At 30.4% G+C, this 20,808-nt stretch carries 14 protein-coding genes and 1 other annotated feature; of the genes, 10 read left to right on the forward strand and 4 right to left on the reverse strand.

Annotation, left to right across the window (positions count from 1 at the left end; genetic code table 11):
• The first annotated feature begins 8 nt into the window (after positions 1 to 8).
• From KPL54_RS06950 to KPL54_RS06975, 6 genes are all read left to right on the forward strand, one after another.
• Positions 9 to 1,049: a 3D domain-containing protein gene (locus KPL54_RS06950; RefSeq protein WP_216105886.1), complete on the forward strand. Its 1,041-nt coding sequence runs from the start codon at positions 9 to 11 to the stop codon at positions 1,047 to 1,049.
• A gap of 199 nt (positions 1,050 to 1,248) precedes the next feature.
• Positions 1,249 to 1,812, forward strand: coding sequence for a ribonuclease M5 (rnmV, locus tag KPL54_RS06955; protein WP_152749610.1), 564 nt, complete (start codon positions 1,249 to 1,251; stop codon positions 1,810 to 1,812).
• Positions 1,793 to 2,629 (forward strand): 16S rRNA (adenine(1518)-N(6)/adenine(1519)-N(6))-dimethyltransferase RsmA, encoded by an 837-nt coding sequence (gene rsmA, locus KPL54_RS06960; RefSeq protein ID WP_216105887.1) that lies wholly within the window; start codon positions 1,793 to 1,795, stop codon positions 2,627 to 2,629. Before rnmV ends, rsmA begins: the two co-directional genes overlap by 20 nt.
• A gap of 77 nt (positions 2,630 to 2,706) precedes the next feature.
• Positions 2,707 to 4,017, forward strand: coding sequence for a DUF7922 domain-containing protein (locus tag KPL54_RS06965; RefSeq protein WP_216105888.1), 1,311 nt, complete (start codon positions 2,707 to 2,709; stop codon positions 4,015 to 4,017).
• Positions 4,018 to 4,127: 110 nt separating this feature from the next.
• Positions 4,128 to 4,712: a hypothetical protein gene (locus KPL54_RS06970; RefSeq protein ID WP_216105889.1), complete on the forward strand. Its 585-nt coding sequence runs from the start codon at positions 4,128 to 4,130 to the stop codon at positions 4,710 to 4,712.
• A 166-nt stretch (positions 4,713 to 4,878) separates the two neighbouring features.
• Positions 4,879 to 5,637 carry a prolipoprotein diacylglyceryl transferase gene (locus KPL54_RS06975; RefSeq protein ID WP_216105890.1) on the forward strand — a complete coding sequence of 253 codons (759 nt, stop codon included), beginning with the start codon at positions 4,879 to 4,881 and terminating at the stop codon, positions 5,635 to 5,637.
• A gap of 52 nt (positions 5,638 to 5,689) precedes the next feature.
• Here the strand turns inward: KPL54_RS06975 and KPL54_RS06980 are convergent, their stop codons facing one another.
• The 3 genes from KPL54_RS06980 to KPL54_RS06990 form a co-directional block, all read right to left on the reverse strand.
• On the reverse strand, positions 5,690 to 5,869 hold the full coding sequence (locus tag KPL54_RS06980; protein WP_071611000.1) for a hypothetical protein: 180 nt from the start codon (positions 5,867 to 5,869) through the stop codon (positions 5,690 to 5,692).
• A gap of 334 nt (positions 5,870 to 6,203) precedes the next feature.
• Positions 6,204 to 6,404, reverse strand: coding sequence for a cold-shock protein (locus KPL54_RS06985; protein WP_071611001.1), 201 nt, complete (start codon positions 6,402 to 6,404; stop codon positions 6,204 to 6,206).
• A 188-nt stretch (positions 6,405 to 6,592) separates the two neighbouring features.
• Entirely contained in the window at positions 6,593 to 7,228 is a 636-nt protein-coding gene (locus tag KPL54_RS06990; RefSeq protein ID WP_216105891.1) for an MBL fold metallo-hydrolase, read from the reverse strand.
• A gap of 244 nt (positions 7,229 to 7,472) precedes the next feature.
• Here KPL54_RS06990 and KPL54_RS06995 point away from each other — a divergent pair, with 244 nt between their 5' ends.
• A complete protein-coding gene (locus KPL54_RS06995; RefSeq protein WP_216105892.1) occupies positions 7,473 to 9,284 on the forward strand; it encodes an N-acetylmuramoyl-L-alanine amidase in 1,812 nt (603 codons plus the stop codon).
• 93 nt (positions 9,285 to 9,377) lie between these two features.
• Here KPL54_RS06995 and KPL54_RS07000 read toward each other — a convergent pair whose 3' ends face one another.
• Entirely contained in the window at positions 9,378 to 11,276 is a 1,899-nt protein-coding gene (locus tag KPL54_RS07000; RefSeq protein ID WP_216106030.1) for a glutamine synthetase, read from the reverse strand.
• A 548-nt stretch (positions 11,277 to 11,824) separates the two neighbouring features.
• Positions 11,825 to 12,043 (forward strand) — a binding site (T-box leader).
• Positions 12,044 to 12,174: 131 nt separating this feature from the next.
• On the opposite strand from KPL54_RS07000, the gene ileS reads away from it, so the two are divergent.
• The 3 genes from ileS (at position 12,175) to KPL54_RS07015 (ending at position 20,696) form a co-directional block, all read left to right on the forward strand.
• Positions 12,175 to 15,276, forward strand: a complete 3,102-nt coding sequence (gene ileS / locus KPL54_RS07005) for an isoleucine--tRNA ligase (protein ID WP_216105893.1) — start codon at positions 12,175 to 12,177, stop codon at positions 15,274 to 15,276.
• A 268-nt stretch (positions 15,277 to 15,544) separates the two neighbouring features.
• Positions 15,545 to 16,543, forward strand: coding sequence for a LacI family DNA-binding transcriptional regulator (locus KPL54_RS07010; protein WP_216105894.1), 999 nt, complete (start codon positions 15,545 to 15,547; stop codon positions 16,541 to 16,543).
• Between the two features lie 73 nt (positions 16,544 to 16,616).
• Positions 16,617 to 20,696 carry an AAA domain-containing protein gene (locus KPL54_RS07015; RefSeq protein WP_216105895.1) on the forward strand — a complete coding sequence of 1,360 codons (4,080 nt, stop codon included), beginning with the start codon at positions 16,617 to 16,619 and terminating at the stop codon, positions 20,694 to 20,696.
• Positions 20,697 to 20,808: the final 112 nt, after the last annotated feature.

Here is a 20,808-nt window from a genome sequence, read left to right on the forward strand (position 1 = left end):
GAATTTTTATGATGAAAAACGTGAAGAACAACATTAAGAACTATTTTTCGAACGGACCCAAGACAGTTTTTGTAGTAATGCTATTAGTAATGTGCGTTACGGTGACTATATTTAACATGAAAAAAGCTATATCTGTTATTGTTGATGGTAAGGCTATACAAGTTATTACTCTAAAAAGTAATGTTACACAAATACTAAAAAGTAATAATATAGCATTAGGGGCAAAGGATCAAATAACAGTTAGTTTAGACAGTAAAGTAAAAGACGGAGATAAAATATATATAAAAAAGGCTGTAAATGTTAAAGTAGAAGTTGATGGAAAAAAATACAATATTCTAACTGCTGAAAATACAGTAGCAGATATGCTTAAAGCAGAAAAAATTGTATTGAGCGGAGCAGACAAAGTTAGTCCATCAAAAAGCAAGGATTTAACATCTGGGTTACAAGTAGTAATAACAAGAGTAAACACCAAGACACTTCAAGAGACAAAAGCAGTAAACTTTGCAACCGAAATCAAAAATAGTGATGAACTAGATAAGGGTGTAAAGAAAGTTATTCAAAAGGGTAAAGCAGGGCAGAAGGTTATAACTTCATCTGTTGTCTATGAAAATGGCAAAGAGATATCAAGAAATTTAATTAGTGAAAAACTTAAATCAGAGCCTGTTAAACAAATAATTGCATTAGGGACTACTAACGTTTATACTGCATCTCGTGGAGGAAACGTTCGTTACTCGAGGAAACTAAGTGTAAGGGCAACAGCATATACTGCTGATTATAGTTGTACGGGCAAAGGTCCGGATGACCCTGCATTAGGTATAACATCCACTGGGGCACGAGCAAAAAGAAACGCTGATGGATATAGTACTATAGCTGTTGACCCTACTGTTATACCTCTAGGTTCTAAAGTTTATGTAGATGGATATGGATATGCCATTGCAGAAGACATAGGCGGAGCTATAAAGGGTAATCACATAGATTTGTATTTCGATTCCAGTGATGAGATGTGGGGTTGGGGAGCACGAAATGTTAGTATCTATATTATGGAATAGGAGCATAAGCTCCTTTTTTTTTGTCTTATAGTTTATTATTAATAAGTAAAATGGTATTATAGATACAGTATTAGAAGGAAATACTAAGAGAGTTCTTTATTATAATTATATAATAGTGGATATGGTCTTAGTTTGGAATAGCACTTGAGATGACAGTTATTATTTGGAATCTCTCGCGTTAAATAGCAAGGGGGATAATATGATTAAAGAAGTGATAGTAGTTGAAGGAAGAGATGATGTTACAGCGGTTAAAAGAGCAGTAGAGGCTGAACTCATTTCCGTAGGCGGATTTGGAATTAACGAAAAGGTGATTAACAAAATAAGAGAAGCTCAAAAGAGAAAAGGTGTAATAATTTTTACTGATCCAGACTTTGCTGGAGAAAAAATAAGAAGAATTATTACTAAAAGGGTAGCGAATGTAAAGCATGCATACATATCTCAAAAAGAAGGAACTAAGGATGGAGATATAGGCGTTGAAAATGCATCACCTGAAACAATATTAAGAGCACTTGAAGCTGCTAAATTTGAAGTGCAAGAAAAAAGAAAAGAATTTGATGTGCATGATATGATATTTTTTAAGTTAACAGCGGATAGCAAGGCAAGGGAAAGACGAGATGCTCTAGGAAATGAATTAGGTATAGGGTATGGAAATGCGTCACAATTTTTGACTAGGTTAAATAACTACGGAATTATAAAAGAAGAATTTATAGAGGCTTTAGAAAAAATAAACAAGGAGATGAATTATGGCGGATTTGACGATTAGTGAAGTTAGTAAAAAATATGAATTTAGATTTAAAAAAGGGTTAGGTCAGAATTTCTTAATAGATGATTCTGTGCTCGATGATGTTGTAGATGGTGCAGAAGTTAATGAAGATGATTTCGTTATAGAAATAGGACCAGGATTTGGTACATTAACTAGAGCTCTTTTAAGGAGAGCGAAAAGAGTTTGTGCTATAGAACTAGATGATAAACTTTTGCCGATACTAGAAGATGAGCTTAAAGAGTTCGATAATTTTGAGCTTATACATGATGATGCTTTAAAAGTAGATTTTGATGAATTAATTGGGGATGAAAAGTCCGTAAAATTAGTTGCTAATTTACCATATTATTTAACGACTCCAATAATTGTTAAATTACTTACTGGAGGTTATAATTTTAAATCTCTAACTATAATGATACAAAAGGAAGTTGCGCAGAGGATAGATTCAGAGCCTAATTGCAAAGCTTACGGAGCCTTTTCAATATTAGTTCAGTACTATTGTGATACGAAAATACTTCGGCTTGTGCCACCAACAGCATTTTTGCCTGAACCTAAGGTGGAATCTATGGTTATAAGATTAGATAGATTAAAAGAGCCTAAAGTTAAGGTTAATGATGAAGCTTTATTTTTTTCTATAGTAAGAAAATCTTTTAATATGAGAAGAAAAATTTTATGGAATTCTGTTAAGGATATAGGGATTCCTAAAGAAGAGTTACTAAAATGTTTTGAAAAAGCAAATATTGATCCTAAAAGAAGAGGAGAGACTTTATCACTTGCGGAATTCGCATTGCTTTCTGATGAAATAGGATTTATAAAATAAATTTCAATATGTTGTTCATTTTTTATTATATACTTCATATATTATAATGAATAAGTTTTATATGGAGGTAAAAGAAGGTGACACCTAAAAAAAATTATAGTAGGTATTTCATTATATTACAAGAAGATGAAAAAGGCTATTCATTAGAGTCTGATAAAATTCCTTCTGGTTATGCAAAGCTTGAAATGAAAAACAATAAATGTAAGATTTCATACTATGTACAAAACTTAAGGAAAGAAAAACAACCTTACTACATGATTTTAATATGTGGTAAAAAAGATGTAAACAAGATTATAAAAGTTGGTAAATTGAACATAGACGATCATGGTAGGGTAGACATTTTTCATGAATATGATATGGATAATATAGCGGACACAGGTATTAACGCTGAAAAAATTATTGGAGCAGCAATTGTAAAATTTCTTGATAATAATGTGATTTCAATAATGAGTGGTTTTTCAACAACTGAAAAACCAAATGAATGGAAAAGTTATAAACTAGCTGATTCTAATAAGGAAACTAAAGAAACTAGAACAGATGAAGTGAAAAATGAATTTGATGAATATGAAGAAAGTATCGAAATAATTAAGGTTAAGAGCGATGAAGCACTCAAACATCTAGAGGTTCAAGAGAAAATCGATAAAAAAGTAGAAGAAAAGAAAGTAGATGTTGTTGAAGAACCAAAAGTGGATACTAAGCAAAGGATTAAATTTAACGATGGTTTACCTTTAGAAGAGCAGAATAATATAGAAGTAGAAGAGGTAGAAGAGAAAGTAGAGATTAATCAAATAGATAATATTTGTGATTGTGAAATTTCAGAAAAACTAGAAGAAAAAAATGAAATTGATAATTTAGAAGATATTGTTGATTTAAATAGAGATAAAGATAAAATGCAATGTAAAGAAGATAAAAAACAAAAGGACTGTGGGTGTAATAATAAGGAGAATAATTCTTATAAAGGTGAATATCCTAAAGGTGACATGGGTAATTTCTTCAAGGCAGCGGTTCAAGATTTCACCCAAGTACCTGATTTTACTAAGGAAATAAAGTGGTGCAAATGGTATAAGGTACCAGTTCATAATTTAGAGAATATGTATGATTTGAGTGACTATAATAAATATACCATAGCATATTACCCTATGATTTGTTATTATCCATATATTAGGAACTACAAATCCTTTATGCTAGGATACAAATGTGATTCAAGTGGAAAAATGAAATATATAGTTTATGGTATACCTGGAAGTAAAAATAAAGCCCATCAGCCCTATGGAGGCAGAACTGGTTTTGTGACTTGGATCGCAGATAAGGGAAATGATGAAATGGGACATTGGTTAATGTTTTATGATTTCAAAAATTCTACAGTTGTTGTCCCTATAAAAAAGTAATATAGAAAGAATAAAATGTGTGACTATGATTTAGTTACACATTTTATTTTTTAATATTCTTATACTATTTATCATATAGTATATTAATATTAACATTTGGGGGGGAACCATTGAAGATTATATTTATAAACAGAAAAAAAGTTGGCATTATAGTAATAGTGCTTGGGCTTATGATTACACTACTTGGGATATCAAAACAATTTGATCAAAAGCTAAAAATGACTATTCTTGTAAAAAACAATATTAAGTTATCGGATGATTATGTGGTTATAAATGGGAAAGCAAGTTATAAATTGCCTAAGGGATGGACAACAAATGAAAAGAAATTTTCAGGGGATGAGATTCTATACCACAATGATTTTCAATCATCCGATGCTGTAATTCATGGATTTGCAGAAGTATGGAAAGGGAGAAAGGACTTAAGAGCATTTTTAGATAATAGTAAAAACATATCAGAGGTACAAAATAAAATTAAAAGTTATAAAATAGATGACACTACTATTAATGGCAAAAAAACATATGTAGTACAATACTTAATTAATGTATCGGATAATAATTGGTATAAGTCCTATGAATATTTTATTGATGATGGCGAAGAGTTTTATAGATTTTCATTTTTCATAAGAAATGTTAATTTTAAAGAAACCTACGGAGCTATTTTTGAAAGCATAGTTGAAACATTAAAAATTCGATAAGATTAATTATATTTGCTTTAAATTTTTTAGTGTATTATAATTTATCTAATAAGAATTAAGAAATAAAATTATAAGAGAAGCATATGCTTCTCTTAGTGTTTTGTTGTTACAAGTATATGGGGTGGATCGAATAAAAGCATAAGTTTAATTAGTAAGGGGGATACAAATGAAACCGATATTATTTGAGTTTTCTTTTGTGAAAATTTATGGATATGGATTAATGATAATGATAGGAATTCTTTCAGCACTTTTCTTATTATCTTGCAGAAGTAAGAAAGAACAATATAATGAGGACAATGTTTGGGATATGGCTATACTCACAATAATTTGTGGAGTAATAGGCGGAAAGGTAATGTATATAATTACAGATATTAAGGAAGTATTACAAAATCCTTCAGTATTAAAAGATGTTGGAAATGGTTTTGTTATTTATGGGGCTATTTTGGGAGGCATATTAGGGATTTATATCTATAGCAAAAAAAAGGCTTGGAATACACTTAGTGTGCTTGATTTATTAGTTCCAAGTTTACCGCTGGCACAGGGATTTGGTAGGATAGGATGTTTTCTAGCTGGATGTTGCTATGGCAAGGTCACTTCACTACCGATAGGAGTAGAGTTTAACAATTCACCATTTGCACCTGCAAATGTGTTTTTAATACCAACGCAAATTTTTTCTTCAATATTTGATTTTATGTTAGCGTTATTTTTACTTTGGTATGATAGACGTGAAAGAAAAAAAGGAAGAGTATTTTCTCTTTATCTTATTATATATAGTGTAGGAAGATTTTTAATTGAGTTTTTAAGAGGTGACCCTAGAGGAAGTGTATCTATACTTTCTACATCTCAATTTATTAGTTTGTTTGTCTTAATTATTGGAATTTTATTATTTAATTTTGAAAGAATAAAAAAAAACGTGTCTAAATAATACAAGAACTGTATTTATAAAAATAAGTACAGTTCGTTTTATTGAAATTCTATTAAAAAAGATTAAACATATCATTTTTAAATATATTAGTGAAATTGGAATTATCTAAATCGATAGTATCTCCTATTTTTGAATTTCTAGGTAACCGAGTTATGCTAACATCTATAGTAGTTCCATCTTGAAAATTTATAAAAGCATCTGTACTGTTCATATCTATTATTTTTCCAAACATTATAAAAACATCCTTTCATAAATAGTTTTACTATAGTTTTAGCAAAAGACACTATTATATTCAAGAAAGTGATAATCTTATTTTCATGTCCCTTATATACAGAGATGCCATAAATTATTAATAAGTATGTGTAGGGGCTTATTTGACAGTGTGGTTAGATTTAAATACAATAAGGTATAATCCCAAATAGAATTCAATCTGATGCATGGGATGCGATATTGCTTCATATAAGCCTTGATGCTTGTTTTTGCAACTAAATTAAAAAACACCTATCACAAGATGATAGGTGTTTTTTCTATAATTAATTTGTATTATAGATTAATTAGATCTTGAATTATAATCTAGTAACGTTTGAAGCTTGAGGGCCTCTAGCGCCAGTAGTTATTTCAAATTGGACTTGTTGTCCTTCTTCTAAAGATTTGTATCCGTCTCCTTGAATAGCTGAGAAATGTACGAATACATCCTCTTCTCCTTCTACTGATAAAAATCCAAACCCTTTTTCTGAATTAAACCATTTAACTGTACCTGTTTTCATATAACTTTCCTCCTGAATAAAAAAATTTGTAACATTTATAATATAATTATAATGATACTACACTTTAGTATATTTTTAAATAGATTTTAGAAAAAAATAAATATATTTATCATATTTATACTATTTTATATTAAATATGTATTTATTGGAACTAATTAATATAAATGTTAATATAAAGTATTTATCTACTAAACAAAATTCAATATTTTAACGGCTAAAGAGTCGGTCATTTCATCATCAATTACTAAGGTATTACTACCTGTTTTTGTGGCATTTTTCATATACATAAGAAATTTCTCGATACCATCTAAAGGGAGCGACACCTGTGATGTTTTGTAGTGCATAGGTATAACTATTTTAGGATTTATTTTCTTAGTAACTTGTGAGGCCTCTTTTCCGTCTAGTGTGTAGTTACCGCCTACAGGAACAAATAGTATATCTATAGAACCTATAGCGCGAAGATCATCATTAGAAAGGGTGTGACCTAAATCACCTAAATGACACACTGAGTAACCATCCATTGTAAAGGTGAATATTATGTTTTCACCACGTTTTGCACCCTTGTTTTTGTCATGATAAGAAGGAATACCTTTTATAGGTATATCATAAATAGTGGATATACCAATCCTATTTACAATTTTATAATTACTAGTAAGCTCTTTAGTGTAATTATGATCGAAATGCTGGTGGCTTATAGTTACAATATCGGGGCTACCTTTATAAATTTCATAACCTAAAGTAGCATCAAATGGGTCTGTTAAAATCTTATTACCTTTTGAATCTTCTAAAAGAAAACATGAATGACCTAGCCAAGTGATTTTCATGTAATTCCTCCCTTCTTTAAAAAAAATGTATTTATTTACATAAACTGAAACCATTATTTAAATGGAACGTATCTTATAGTGAATGAATATTTTATAATACTATTTATAATTAAATTATGCCACTATTTATAGAGTAATAAACTATAAAAATTTAAAGAAGCAGATTTTTAATGAATAGTTAAAATATATTGTGAATTATTGTAAGGATTTTGTTTAGCAATTATGAAGATTTAGGAGGGATTATATGAAAAAGATTTTTAAAACATTTGTAATTATGATTTTAGCCTTAATTGTGTGTATACCTATGCAAACAATAGCAAAGGCTAGTACAGTAACAAATATGGATTCTAAAAAAGATGTAGTAGTTAGTAAGCCTTGGACAGTAAGTTTTAACAAGGTACTTAGTACAACTACGGTGAACACCACAAATATTAAGGTGCTTTCCCAAGATGGTAATTACATAGATATTAAAGTTAGTTTAGGAAATAGTAATAAAAATGTAGTGGTCCAACCAGTGAAAGATTATGAATATAATAAGACATATACTTTAATAGTTACAGATCAGGTTAAGTCTTCTGATGGAAAATTTCTTCCAAGTGAAGTTAGGATGAATTTTACTACTAAAAGTGAACCTGCTAAAAGCGAACCTACAAAACCAAGTGAATTTACTGTATGTATTGATCCTGGTCAATACTATAGCGTAATTAAAGGCTCAAGTGGAATTAAGGCTAAGGATATAAATTTAAGTATAGCTTTAAAATTAGGTAATATACTAAAAGCAAGAGGATTTAATGTAGCATATACAAGAAGTAGTGATGCAGTATCTTGGACTCAGAGTGGTGAAGAGGATGCAAAAACGTTGATAGCTAAGAATGCTAATGCGGACGTGTTTTTAAGTATAAACACCAATGATTCAGATGTAAATACTGCCAATGGAATTGAAACATATTATACAACAGATGCAAGTAAGAATAAGACGCTTGCGACCTTCGTGCAAGCCGAATTAATAAAAGCAACACAGGCTAAAGATAGAGGTATACAAGTAGCAAGTAGTGGAGGAAATTTTACAATATTAAATAAGACAGGCTGTCCTTCAATAGTTACATATTTGGGTTTCTTATCCAATCCAGCTGAAGAGACATTGCTAATAAGTGCACAGTATCAAAATAATGCTGCAAAAGCTATAGCTAATGGATTAATGAATTATGCTGGCTTTGCAAATACTGATACTACTTATGACAATACTTTAAGAATATCTTCAATACCAGATATAACAGGTAGTGTAGTAGTTGGAGGTACATATTCATTGCCGGGAACTGTAACGGCAATTATGAGTAATGGTTCAAAGCAAACGGTTAGTGTAAAATGGCTTAAGGCAGTTGCTACAAGCATAGCAGGCGTTACTACCTACTATGGAACTGTGAATGGAGCAGTTACTAATGCAAAAGCTATAATTACTGTAAAAGCGGCACCTGTAGCATCTAAGTACAAAGTAGTTTTAGATCCAGGTCATGGAGGATATGATTCTGGAGCAGTAGGACCAACAGGAGTTATGGAAAAAACCGTAAATCTTGCCATTGCATTAAAAGTGGGAGCGGTATTAACGAAAAATGATGTTGAGACAATATACACTAGAAGAAGTGACACAGTAAGCTGGACAAGCAATGTAACACAGAACCTTCAAGCAATATGTGATATTTCTAATAATGCTAAACCAGATTATTTTGTAAGTATTCATGCGAATAGTGCAGATGCTGTATCAGCTAGCGGCACTGAAACTTATACTTATGTTGGGGGCGCAGCTGCAGTGAAACTTGCACAGGCAATTCAGACTAATATAGTAAATGCAACTGGATCAATAAATAGAGGGATTAGAACTGCAAATTATTATGTTATAAAAAATACGGATGCTACAGCTGTACTTGTAGAAACTGGATTTATAAGTAACCCAACACAAGAAAAACTATTAAATAACGCAGCATACCAAACTAAAGTGGCTAATGCAATTGCAAAAGGTATTCTTAATACTTTAGGAATAACTAGTATAACTTATTAATTATTTAAAGGCTTAAAGGTAAAATAACAAAAAACAACCTCAATAGTAAAATACTATTGAGGTTGTTTTTTTATGACTCATGTTGTATAAACTTTAAATATCTAATAAATTCTTTTTATAGTTAGAATAACAGAATCTAAGTTCTTCAATTTGTGCATCTAATTGTATTTGTAATCTAGAAAGTTCTTTGTAATTTTCAACTCTTGAAGCTTCGTTTATCTCAGTAAATAGGCTAGTTTTAGAATAAGTATCTTTCATAAGAGAATGTCTTAGATCATTAACTTTTTGCCAATTTGCTAAATCTAAATCTAAAGCTTTTTCAGCAGTGTGAATCATTTTACACTTTCTAATTTCTTCTGCATAATTGTTTAACAATCTATTGTTTATTTCAGTAACCCATCTAGATGTTATTGCCATTCTAAAACTATTTATTATGCTAGTAGTAAATACATCGCCAGTTTTAAGAATTTCAAGTTTAGTTGGGAATTCGTCTAGGGAACTAACATTTTCATAAACAGTTTTAGGTGCTCTACCAAAGTAATCTGCACGCTGCTCTTCAGTATAGTATTCAAATACATCTTCTTCACTTCTGTAAGCTCTATCTTTCTCTAAATAATCTGCGTCGTCTCCTGGTGCTTTAGATAATTCTTTCAAAAGATCATCTTCTGATTTATTATTTTTGATTGCGTATACTATACCATCAAGCATTCCCATGTATAAAGTAGATAAAGCGAGGTAAGTATTAGTATGTGGGCATGGAGCTCTAAGTTCAAATCTTGTAGCAAGTGGATTATCAAGATCTCTTATTAATGCGAGTAATATAGATCTATTTCTAGATGGAACATCAACACTGTGACCAAGTGATGTTACTATACATATAGGAGCCTCAAAACCAACTTTTAATCTTCTTAAAGAATCATTTGTTGAAGAAACGAATGGGTTTATTACTTCATAATTTTTAAGGACACCCATTACTGAAGCATACCCTAAGGTACTTAGGAAATGGTTGTTATCTGAATTGAATAAATTAATTCTCTTTCCACTCTTTAATTTTACAGCGATTCCAATATGAGTATGTTCACCACTTCCGGCTACATCATGAACAGGTTTTGCTAAAAAGTTAACATCTAAACCGTTAAGTCTAAAGGTTTCTTTTACTAAATTTCTAATAAATAACTCATTATCTGCACATTGAAGAGCATCAGAGTATTTCCAATCTATTTCAAGTTGTTCCATAATATGTGTAAGAGAACCAGCTTCACCTATTTGAGCTTTTACTCCACCAACTTCTTTATGTCCCATCTCAGGTTCGAACCCATATTCTTGCATTAATAGAAGGGTTTGTTCAAGAGCTGTTCTAACATTTCCTTTAGTTTTACTCCAATATTGTTCTTTTAGTACTTGAGATGTAGAAAGTTCTTCTATATCTGCCTTATCATTAGGAGTTTTTACCCAAAATTCTAACTCAGTAGCAGATGTGAGCATTAAATTATCAATATCTTTATATTCAAAATCAAAAGAACTTAAAGCAGATGGATTTTCTTTAAGTAAATCAAGAAGAGTTGTTTTGAAAGTTTCAACAGATCTCTTTAGGATTGATCTTGAATCTACTGGAATTTTATCATGTAATAATGTACATGGAATTTTCAAGGTACCTATTGGTAGTTGTGTTTCAGCGTCAATGTTTTCATAATTATAATCAATGTACCAATTACAGTCAGCATCTGCAAGCATATCTAATTTAGCATTGTTTAGAGTTGCAATACCTGGCAATACTACAGATGAACCATCAGTTTGAACAACACCATTTGAGAAACCACTGATATCATCTAAAAATATTTTCATTGGAATTCTCTCATCAGTGTCATTACCTGATAAGTCAATACCAACAAGGGAGACGAATTTCACCTCAGAGTGTGCAAGTAGGATGTCTTTAATGTCTTTTTCAGAATGTTTTTCTTTAGGGATTACATAAATTAATTTTTTCAAAATAATAGTCCTCCTTTAAATATATATTTAATTGACATTTTAATAAATAGAATTTTTAATAAAAATGTTTAAATTGTTTGTGATAATTTGAATACATATAGGTATGTAAAATTCATATTAATACATAACTAAATTATAGTAGTAAATAAAATGATTTTATTACAAAAATGAATTTGTGTCAATACAAAACATCAAGAATTTTAATTAATTACGAAATAATGATAGTATTTTGCAAGTTGATGAAAACGCAAATTCATTAAATAAACAAATTTTAAAAGCATTTATATTTTTGTATTATAATAATGTTCATTTTTAACTAATATTATATCACATATATCTAGGAAAATGTGCTAAATGAATAATCATAGCAGTTATTGCAAGCATTGTATAATAATACTTAACAGTATAGAGAGGCTTTATTTTTTAATATGGATCAAAAGCTTTAAATAAATAGTTTTTGATCCATATTAATTGTAAGAAAATTCAAAAACAAATTGACAACAAAAATTCATTATAATATAATGATAAGAAGTTATATTAATTATGACTAATTAAAAGCTTTGATTAGGAAAAGTATTTAAGCAAGTAACTTAAAGAGAGTGGGGAAAGGTGAAAACCCATAGTGAAGGTTTAAAGAAAATCACCTATGAGCTGAGAGCCGAAAGTTTAGTAAGCTTATCCGTATTTCTGCGTTAAAGAATAAAGTATAATTGTACTTGATTTTATATTTATATTATAGGTGGTTTAGCGAATTTAACTTCGCCCTATTAAATAGGGCGGAGTTTTTATATTTAAAAATGTAGTTTCAATTAATATCTAATAAAGGTAAAAACAATTAAGATAAGAAGTTCTACATGTCTAATTGGTTATTATCAAATAAAATTGAAAAAGGAGTCTTATTATGTATAAAAAAATTGATCCTTCTAAAAACTTTATGGACATAGAAAATGATGTACTTAAGTTTTGGAAAGAAAAAGATATCATTCAAAAGAATTTTGACTTAAATAAAGAGGGAAAGACCTTTACTTTCTATGATGGTCCACCAACGGCAAATGGTAAACCACATATAGGTCACGTTTTAACTAGAGTTATGAAGGATTTAATACCAAGATATAAGGTAATGAAGGGATATAATGTTCCAAGAAAAGCTGGATGGGATACTCATGGATTACCAGTAGAACTTGAAATAGAAAAGAAACTTGGAATCAATGGCAAGCCAGGCATAGAAGCATACGGAGTAGAAAAATTCGTTGAAGAATGTAAGGCTAGTGTTTTTAGTTACGTTAATATGTGGAGAGAAATGTCTGAGAGAGTAGGATACTGGGTTGATATGGATAACCCTTATGTAACTTATCATAATGATTATATTGAATCAGTTTGGTGGGCATTAAAACAAATGTGGGATAAAGATCTATTATACAAAGGTCATAAGGTAATGCCTTATTGCCCAAGATGTGGAACTTCTTTATCTTCTCATGAAGTAGCTCAAGGATATAAAGATGTAAAAGAAATGTCAGCATATGTAAAATTTAAAGTAAAAAATGAAGATAAATACATACTTGTATGGACTACGACTCCTTGGACACTTCCAAGTAATGTAGCACTTGCAGTTAATAAAAAATATGATTATGTTGAAGCTGTCCAAGAAGGTGAAACTTTAATACTCTCAAGAGATTTATTAAGTAAACTCGAGGGTGAGTATGAAGTAGTACGTGAATTTAAAGGAGAAGCTCTACTGGGACTTGAATATGAGCAAATGTTTGATTTTTATACTCCAAAAGAAAAAGCTTTCTATGTAGTTCATGGAGATTTTGTAACTCTTTCTGATGGTACAGGGATAGTTCATATTGCCCCAGCATATGGTGAAGATGATAACTTGCTTGGTAAGAAATATGACTTGCCACTTATTAACTTAGTTGACGTAGAAGGTAAGTTTGTTGACTGCGTTACTCCGTGGAAAGGTATTTTTGTTAAAGATGCAGATGCTAAGATACTAGAATACTTAAAAGAAAATAATGTTTTATACAAAGCAGAGAAATTTGAACATTCATATCCACATTGCTGGAGATGTGATACACCACTTTTATATTATCCAAGAGAAAGCTGGTTTGTAAGAATGTCTTCTATGAGAGACAAACTTATAGAAAATAACAATAAGGTCAATTGGATGCCAGACAATGTGCGAACAGGCAGAATGGGTAAATTCCTTGAAGGCGTTATAGATTGGAGTATAAGTAGAACAAGGTATTGGGGAACTCCACTTCCAATATGGGAATGCGAATGTGGACATAGAGAACTTATAGGAAGTATAGCAGAACTTAATGAAAAAGGAATAGATGTACCGGATGGAATAGAACTTCATAAACCATATATAGATAATGTACACTTAAAGTGTCCTAAATGCGGAAAAACTATGACTAGGGTAGAAGAAGTTATAGATTGTTGGTTTGATTCAGGATCAATGCCATTTGCGCAACATCACTATCCATTTGAAAACAAAGAAGTATTTGAGGCTAATTTCCCAGCTCAATTTATTTCAGAGGCAGTGGATCAAACAAGAGGATGGTTCTATACATTACTTGCAATATCTACTACTGTATTTGATACAAACCCATTTGAAAACTGTATAGTACTTGGTCATGTATTAGATAAAAATGGACTTAAAATGTCTAAACATAAGGGTAATGTGTTAAGTCCATTTACGATTCTCGAAAATCAAGGAGCAGATGCTCTTAGATGGTATTTTTATACAGCTAGTGCACCATGGTTACCATCAAGATTTTATGAGGGTGCAGTTATAGATGCACAAAGAAAGTTCATAGGAACACTTTGGAATGTATACTCATTCTACGTTTTATATGCTGATATTGATAATTTTGACCCAACTAAATATGAAAGCTTTAAACCTGTTAATATTATGGACAAATGGATGATGTCAAAATTAAATTCATTAGTAAAAGATATAGATGAGCATCTAACTAATTATAGAATAACTCAAGGAGCACTTGAACTAGAAGACTTTATTGAGGAACTTTCTAACTGGTATGTAAGACGTAATAGATCAAGATACTGGGTAGAGTCACTTACAGAGGATAAGATAGGCGCTTATATGACGCTATATAGAGTTATCACAACTTTTGCAAAAATATCTGCACCATTTATACCGTTTGTAACAGAAGAACTATATCAGAATTTAGTAGTTGCTTTTGACAAAAAGGCGCCAGAGAGTATCCATTTATGTGCTTGGCCTGAATATAGAGAAGATCAAGTAGATATGGCATTAGAAGAAGAAATGGATGTGGCTTATAGAACTGTTAAATTAGGAAGAAGTGCACGAAATGCTGCCAATATAAAAAATAGACAGCCGCTTTCTAAGATGCTTGTTAGTTCTAAATCTCTTCCGGAATATTATGGACAGATAGTTAAAGAAGAACTTAATATTAAAGAAGTAGAGCTAGGAGCTGATATTTCTAAATATGTTAAATTTGAAATTAAACCTAATTTGCCAGTACTTGGAAAACCATATGGCAGATTAATACCTGGTATAAAAAAAGCTATTGGCGCTATGAACCAAATGGAACTTGCTCAAACTATAAATAAGGGTAATGTAGTTACTATCAATGTAAATGGAACTGAAATAGAATTAGATAGTAAAAAATTACTTGTTACAATGCAAGGACTTGAAGGGTACGCTTTTGCTGGCGAAGGCGAAATGGGAGTAGTATTAATAACTCACATAACTGATGAGCTTAAAGAAGAAGGAAACGTACGTGAAATCTTAAGTAAAATTCAAAATATGAGAAAAGAAAGTGGTTTTGAAGTTGCTGATAAGATTACAACTTACGTATCTGGAAATGAAATGCTTCAAAATGTAATAGCTAAATTTGAAGATCAAATTAAAAAAGATACTTTATCTGTGGAAATTGTATATAATAAAGATAGAGAATACAAGACGGTAAAGATAAATGGTGAGGACTTACAATTAGATTTAGTTAAGTTATAATATAATTTAAAAAGTAATTTTAGAAAGTATGTGATATTCGTCACATACTTTCTTTTTAATAGCGATAAGATTTGGATATAATCTATAAAATTAGGAAATAAATAAGATAAGGTTACGATTAAGGAATATATTAACTGGCAATAATAAAAAGTATAGGTTAAGATTACTGTATTGGGACATACTTTAGTGTAAGTTAGTATTATAGCTTGAAATGAAAGGTTTTTATAAGTATAATGGTAAGATAAGAAAATAGTAGGAGTTGACGAATATGGCTGCTTCAATAAAAGATGTTGCAAGAGAGGCTGGAGTTTCTATTGCAACAGTATCAAGAGTATTAAATGACATAGATGTTGTAAATGAAGACACCAAGAAAAAGGTAAAAGACGCTATAAAAAAATTATCATATAGGCCGAACATAGTTGCAAGAAGCTTGAAAACACAAAAATCTAGTACAATAGGGATAATTATACCGGATATATCCAATCAGTTTTACCCTGAAATAGTTAGGGGTTGCGAGGATGTAGCTAATATTTATAATTATAATATTATGCTTTGTAATGCAGATTTAGACGTAGAAAAAGAAATGGAATCTTTAAGAATACTTAAAGAGAAAATGATAGATGGAGTTATATATATGAGTAATTCCATAGAAAATAATGTTATAAATTTAATAAAAGAATTAGAAATGCCAGTGGTTCTTGTAGAGACTACTGATGCCCAGGGTATATTCCCTAGTGTTGCTATTGATAATGTAATGGCAGCAGCGGATGCAGTAAAATACTTAATAAACAAAGGTAACAAAAATGTTGCATATGTAGGGACTTCTATAGAAAAAGTCAATGCATTATCTCAAAGATATACAGGCTATACAAAAGGACTTTCGGATATGGGAATAACTCTTAATAAAGATTTAGTTTATCATGGTGGAGTTAAGGCTAGAGACGGGTATACAGGAATTAATGTTATATTAGATACAGGTGTCCAGGTGGATGCTGTATTCTGTGCTAGTGATGAAATAGCTATGGGAGTAGTAAATGCATTAAGAGATAAATCTATTAATGTCCCAGAACAGATAGATGTCATGGGTTTTGATGATATTTATTCAGCTTCAACATTTTATCCAAAGCTTACCACGGTATCTCAACCAATGTATGATATGGGTTCTGTTGGTATGAGAATGCTTATAAAATCTATAAACAATTTAGTAGTTGAGGAAAAACATTTTATATTACCTTATAGAATAGTGGAGAGAGATTCTTGTAAATAAATATAAGTCTTATTAAAACTACTTAAGTTTTAGTAAGACTTTTTACATTTTTAATAAATTGGAGGTATAAGCTTTGAATATTAATGATAAAGTAGAAAAAATATTCTCATATCTACTCAGCATTAAAAATATGAATCAAAAAACTATAAGAAATATAAATGAATATGAAAAAGTATATTGGGAAAAAGAACTCCAAGATATTAGTGGATGTACTTTTAATATTGATGATAATAAAGATTATTGGTTAAGCATAGATGAGAGGGCAGAAAAATTATATAATCAGTTTCAAAAAACATATTTACAATTAGAAAAAAACAGTGAAGACCTAGAGATAATTTGGTCAAATGGATTGCTAAGTTGGGAAAAAGAGGATAAAGAAATAATTCATCCTATCTTTACTACTAAAATGGAGATAAAATTCGATTCAAAGAAAAATAGATTCACTTTAAAACCATATAATAATCAAACAAATGTGGAACTTGAATTTTTAAATGAGTATTTGGAGGTAAACCTAGATAGTTTACTGAAAATTAGAAACAAAGCAAAAGATATGGCAATGGACGTAAGAAATATTAAAATGGCTTCAAAAATATTTGAAGAGTTAGCCATGCTTTTAAATTCTTATACGAAGGACGTATATATTGATGAGCTAAGCAGTGATTCTGATATATTAACTAAAACTAATATACAATTTTATAATGCACCTTGCATAATACTTCGAAAAGTTGACACAAGACTTTGGAATATGGAATTAAATGACGTGTTATCACAAGTAAGAGCAGGATTCCATATTCCTAAAACTGTAGAGGCTCTTGTCTCGGAAGAAGAAATAAAGCAAGACGATCAAACTTTTAATGAATGGAAGGAAGTAGGGGAAGACGTATTGTTCCCACTACCTGCAAATGAAGAGCAAATGGAAATAACTAAAAAACTTTCTGAAAACTTTGGCGTAGTTATACAGGGGCCACCAGGTACTGGTAAAAGCCATTCTATTGCTAATTTAATATGTCATCTTTTGGCTCATGGCAAAAGGGTATTAGTGACAAGTCAAACAGATAGGGCACTAAGGGTTTTGTCTAATAAAATACCAGAAGAGGTTAGAGCGTTATGCATTAGCATACTAGGAAATGATACTAAGTCTCTGGAAGAATTGGATGAGTCAGTTAGAAAAATAACAGAAAGTTTATCTATGGACACTAAAGAATTGCGTAAGGAAATAAAACTTTTAAAATATAAACACAATAATTGTGTTGATACACAGAAAAGGTTATATAAAGAGCTAAAATGTATTGATGACAGAGAGAATGAAAAGATAGAATACGAGGGTCAAAAGTATACACTAATGTATATGGCTAAATGGGTTAAAGATAATGAAGTTAATCATTCGTGGATAGTCGATAAGCTTGATTTTAATAAAGAAAATCTATTAACTTCTGAAGAATTTAAAAGGTTGGTTGCATTGTCATCTGTGATTACAAAACAGCAAATAGATGAAATAGATAACATAGATAAATACATAGCGATACTTCCAAGGGAAGAAGAGTTATGTGATGATATCGAGGAACTAATTAAACTAGGGCAGCAAAAACATATTTATGAAGATGATATTAAGGACTTAAGTAGTGCAAGTTCTATAGATTATGGAAATAGAAGATTACTTAAACTGGTAGATGATGCAATAGAAAAATTTGAAGGTTTTGATAATAGCTGGTTAGGCAATGTTATGAAATGTTATTACTCTAATAGTGAGCAGCAAGGTTTGTGGCAACAATTAGCACATAAAGGCAATGAATATATAAAAGAGATAAGTAAATTAAAACAAGAATTAAATAATCATAAATTGGAGTTACCATCAGGCATTGATATAAACACATTTAAAAATGATTTTGGTATTATAGCAAAAACAATTAACGAAAAAGGTAAACTAGGAGGTCTCTTTAAAATACTTCATGGGAATCTTAAATATATATTCGAGGGCTGCAAGGTAGATTATGAGTGTATAAATACAAGCGAGCAAATAATTGTGGTTGATTTATATATAAAACTGCAGCTAGTAGAGAGAGAACTTAAAAATATTTGGAATAACACAGTAAAAGAATATGGTGGAAAACTTATCGATGATACAAATTTAAATTATGTAAGTGAAATAGTAGATGATATTAAGAAGATTTACGAAATTATTAATTGGGACAAAACCTTTAAAAATAACATAATTAATTTTTTACCTGATAAAAACTTGAATGGAAAAAATCTGCCAAGTGATTCGTATTGGTATGATAAAGAAACGTATATTCATCTCAAAAATGGATTTGAGAGTTTAAAGCACATAAATAGATATAATAAATTAAACCTAAAAATGGAACAAATAAGGACAACCTTTAATAAGGATGGTTGCTTAGGAAGATTACAAGATGCTATAAATATAAGAAGTTTAAAGGGTGTACAAGCTATTTATATAGAGATCAGAGAACTAATGCAGATAGCCCATAATGCGTTAGAGTTAAAAAAATTATGTTATAAATTGAAAATGTGTTGCCCCCTATTACTTGAAAATATTATAAATGATGAAGATAAAACCATAGAAGATTTAGAGAGTTTAAGTTTTGAAAAGGCATGGACATGGAGAAAATGGAATGACTATTTACAAAAATTAGAAGAGGTTGATATAGAAGCCCTAGAGAAAGATATTGCCCGGGAAAAAAGTAAAGAAAAGCAAATTATAAGAGAGCTTGTTTCTAAAAGAAGTTGGTTTAATCAAATAGAAAGGACTACAGAGGCACAGAAACGAAGTCTATTTACATGGATGGAAGCTATAAAAAGGATAGGGAAAGGTACGGGTACTCAGGCAGTAAAGTATAGAAAAATTGCACAAAAGGAAATGGATAATTGTAAGGATGTAATTCCTGTATGGATAATGCCAATAAATAGAGTTATGGAGAATTTGAAGCTAACAGATAATTTGTTTGACGTGGTAATCGTAGATGAGAGCAGTCAAAGTGACATATCGGCTATAACTGTTTTAATGAGAGCTAAAAAGGCGATTATTGTAGGGGATGAAAAGCAAATAAGTCCTGAAGCAATTGGAAAAGATCATGCAATTGTTGAAACACTTATAAGTACTTATTTAGAGGATATTCCACATGCAGAGTGGTTTGATTTAAAGACAAGTTTGTATAATACTGCCCTAAGAGTATTTCCGAGCAGGTTATTATTAAAGGAACATTTTAGATGCGTACCAGAGATAATTGGATTTAGTAATGAATTGTGCTACTCCAATGAAATAATACCTTTAAGGCGAATAGAAGAAAAAGAAAAAGTCGGACCATTTATAGTAACGTCTAAAGTGATAGGCGGATATAAGGACAAAACCAAGGCTTTAAATGTATTAGAGGCAGAGAGCATAGTAGCACAGATATTAGAGTGCTGTAGCAATGAAAGGTATAAAGACATGAGCATGGGAGTAATATCTCTTCTAGGAGACGTCCAAGCTGAATTAATACTAAGTATGTTAGTGGATAAACTCGGTATGGAGGAAATCTTGAAGCGAAGGCTTATATGTGGAGATGCATATTCATTCCAAGGTGATGAGAGAGATGTAATGTTCTTATCTATGGTTATTGCAAACAATGCCAAATTTGCAGCTCTAACTAAAGACTCTGATATAAGAAGGTTTAATGTAGCGGCTAGCCGTGCTAGAAATCAAATGTGGTTATTTCACTCAGTAGATTTAGAGGATCTTAATGATAAGTGTGTTAGATATGCTTTATTAAAATATTGTATAGATGAGAATGAACCAAAGAAAGAAAATAAATCTGAAAAACATTTATTATTAAATGATTTTGAAGAAAATATAGGAAGACATATAAAAGAAAATGGGTATAAGATTACGCCAAAGGTTAAAGTAGGAAAATATATTATAGATTTTGTTGTAGAAACAGACTTGTCTATACCTTCTAGCGATGATTTTTATAAAAAAATAGCGGTGAAATGTATTGGAATGACTGGCGACGAAGATTATGACTGGCAAAAACAGTATGAAATGCAGATGTGCCTCGAGAGAGTTGGATGGGAGTTTTATAAAATACGTGCTAGTGAATTTTATAGAAATCCTACATTAGTTATGGAGAAGTTGATCGAAAAATTAAAAAATTAAAAAATTAAAGTAGATAAGAAACTTAGCATTGCTTTGATTTTTATACTAATATTTGTTATATAGTTATCATCATAACAATATAATAATACTATAATTTTTTTAATAAGAGGGT

Source organism: Clostridium estertheticum, from assembly GCF_018861295.1.
In the GTDB taxonomy this organism is placed as follows: Bacteria; Bacillota; Clostridia; order Clostridiales; family Clostridiaceae; genus Clostridium_AD; species Clostridium_AD estertheticum_D.

Coding starts and splice junctions, on each gene's coding strand:
- KPL54_RS06985 (WP_071611001.1), bottom strand. CDS start 6,404: ATGAAAACAGGTACAGTTAAATGGTTTAATTCAGAAAAAGGGTTTGGA.
- KPL54_RS06980 (WP_071611000.1), bottom strand. CDS start 5,869: ATGTTTGGAAAAATAATAGATATGAACAGTACAGATGCTTTTATAAAT.
- rnmV (WP_152749610.1), top strand. CDS start 1,249: ATGATTAAAGAAGTGATAGTAGTTGAAGGAAGAGATGATGTTACAGCG.
- KPL54_RS07010 (WP_216105894.1), top strand. CDS start 15,545: ATGGCTGCTTCAATAAAAGATGTTGCAAGAGAGGCTGGAGTTTCTATT.
- rsmA (WP_216105887.1), top strand. CDS start 1,793: ATGGCGGATTTGACGATTAGTGAAGTTAGTAAAAAATATGAATTTAGA.
- KPL54_RS06990 (WP_216105891.1), bottom strand. CDS start 7,228: ATGAAAATCACTTGGCTAGGTCATTCATGTTTTCTTTTAGAAGATTCA.
- KPL54_RS06950 (WP_216105886.1), top strand. CDS start 9: ATGATGAAAAACGTGAAGAACAACATTAAGAACTATTTTTCGAACGGA.
- ileS (WP_216105893.1), top strand. CDS start 12,175: ATGTATAAAAAAATTGATCCTTCTAAAAACTTTATGGACATAGAAAAT.
- KPL54_RS06995 (WP_216105892.1), top strand. CDS start 7,473: ATGAAAAAGATTTTTAAAACATTTGTAATTATGATTTTAGCCTTAATT.
- KPL54_RS06975 (WP_216105890.1), top strand. CDS start 4,879: ATGAAACCGATATTATTTGAGTTTTCTTTTGTGAAAATTTATGGATAT.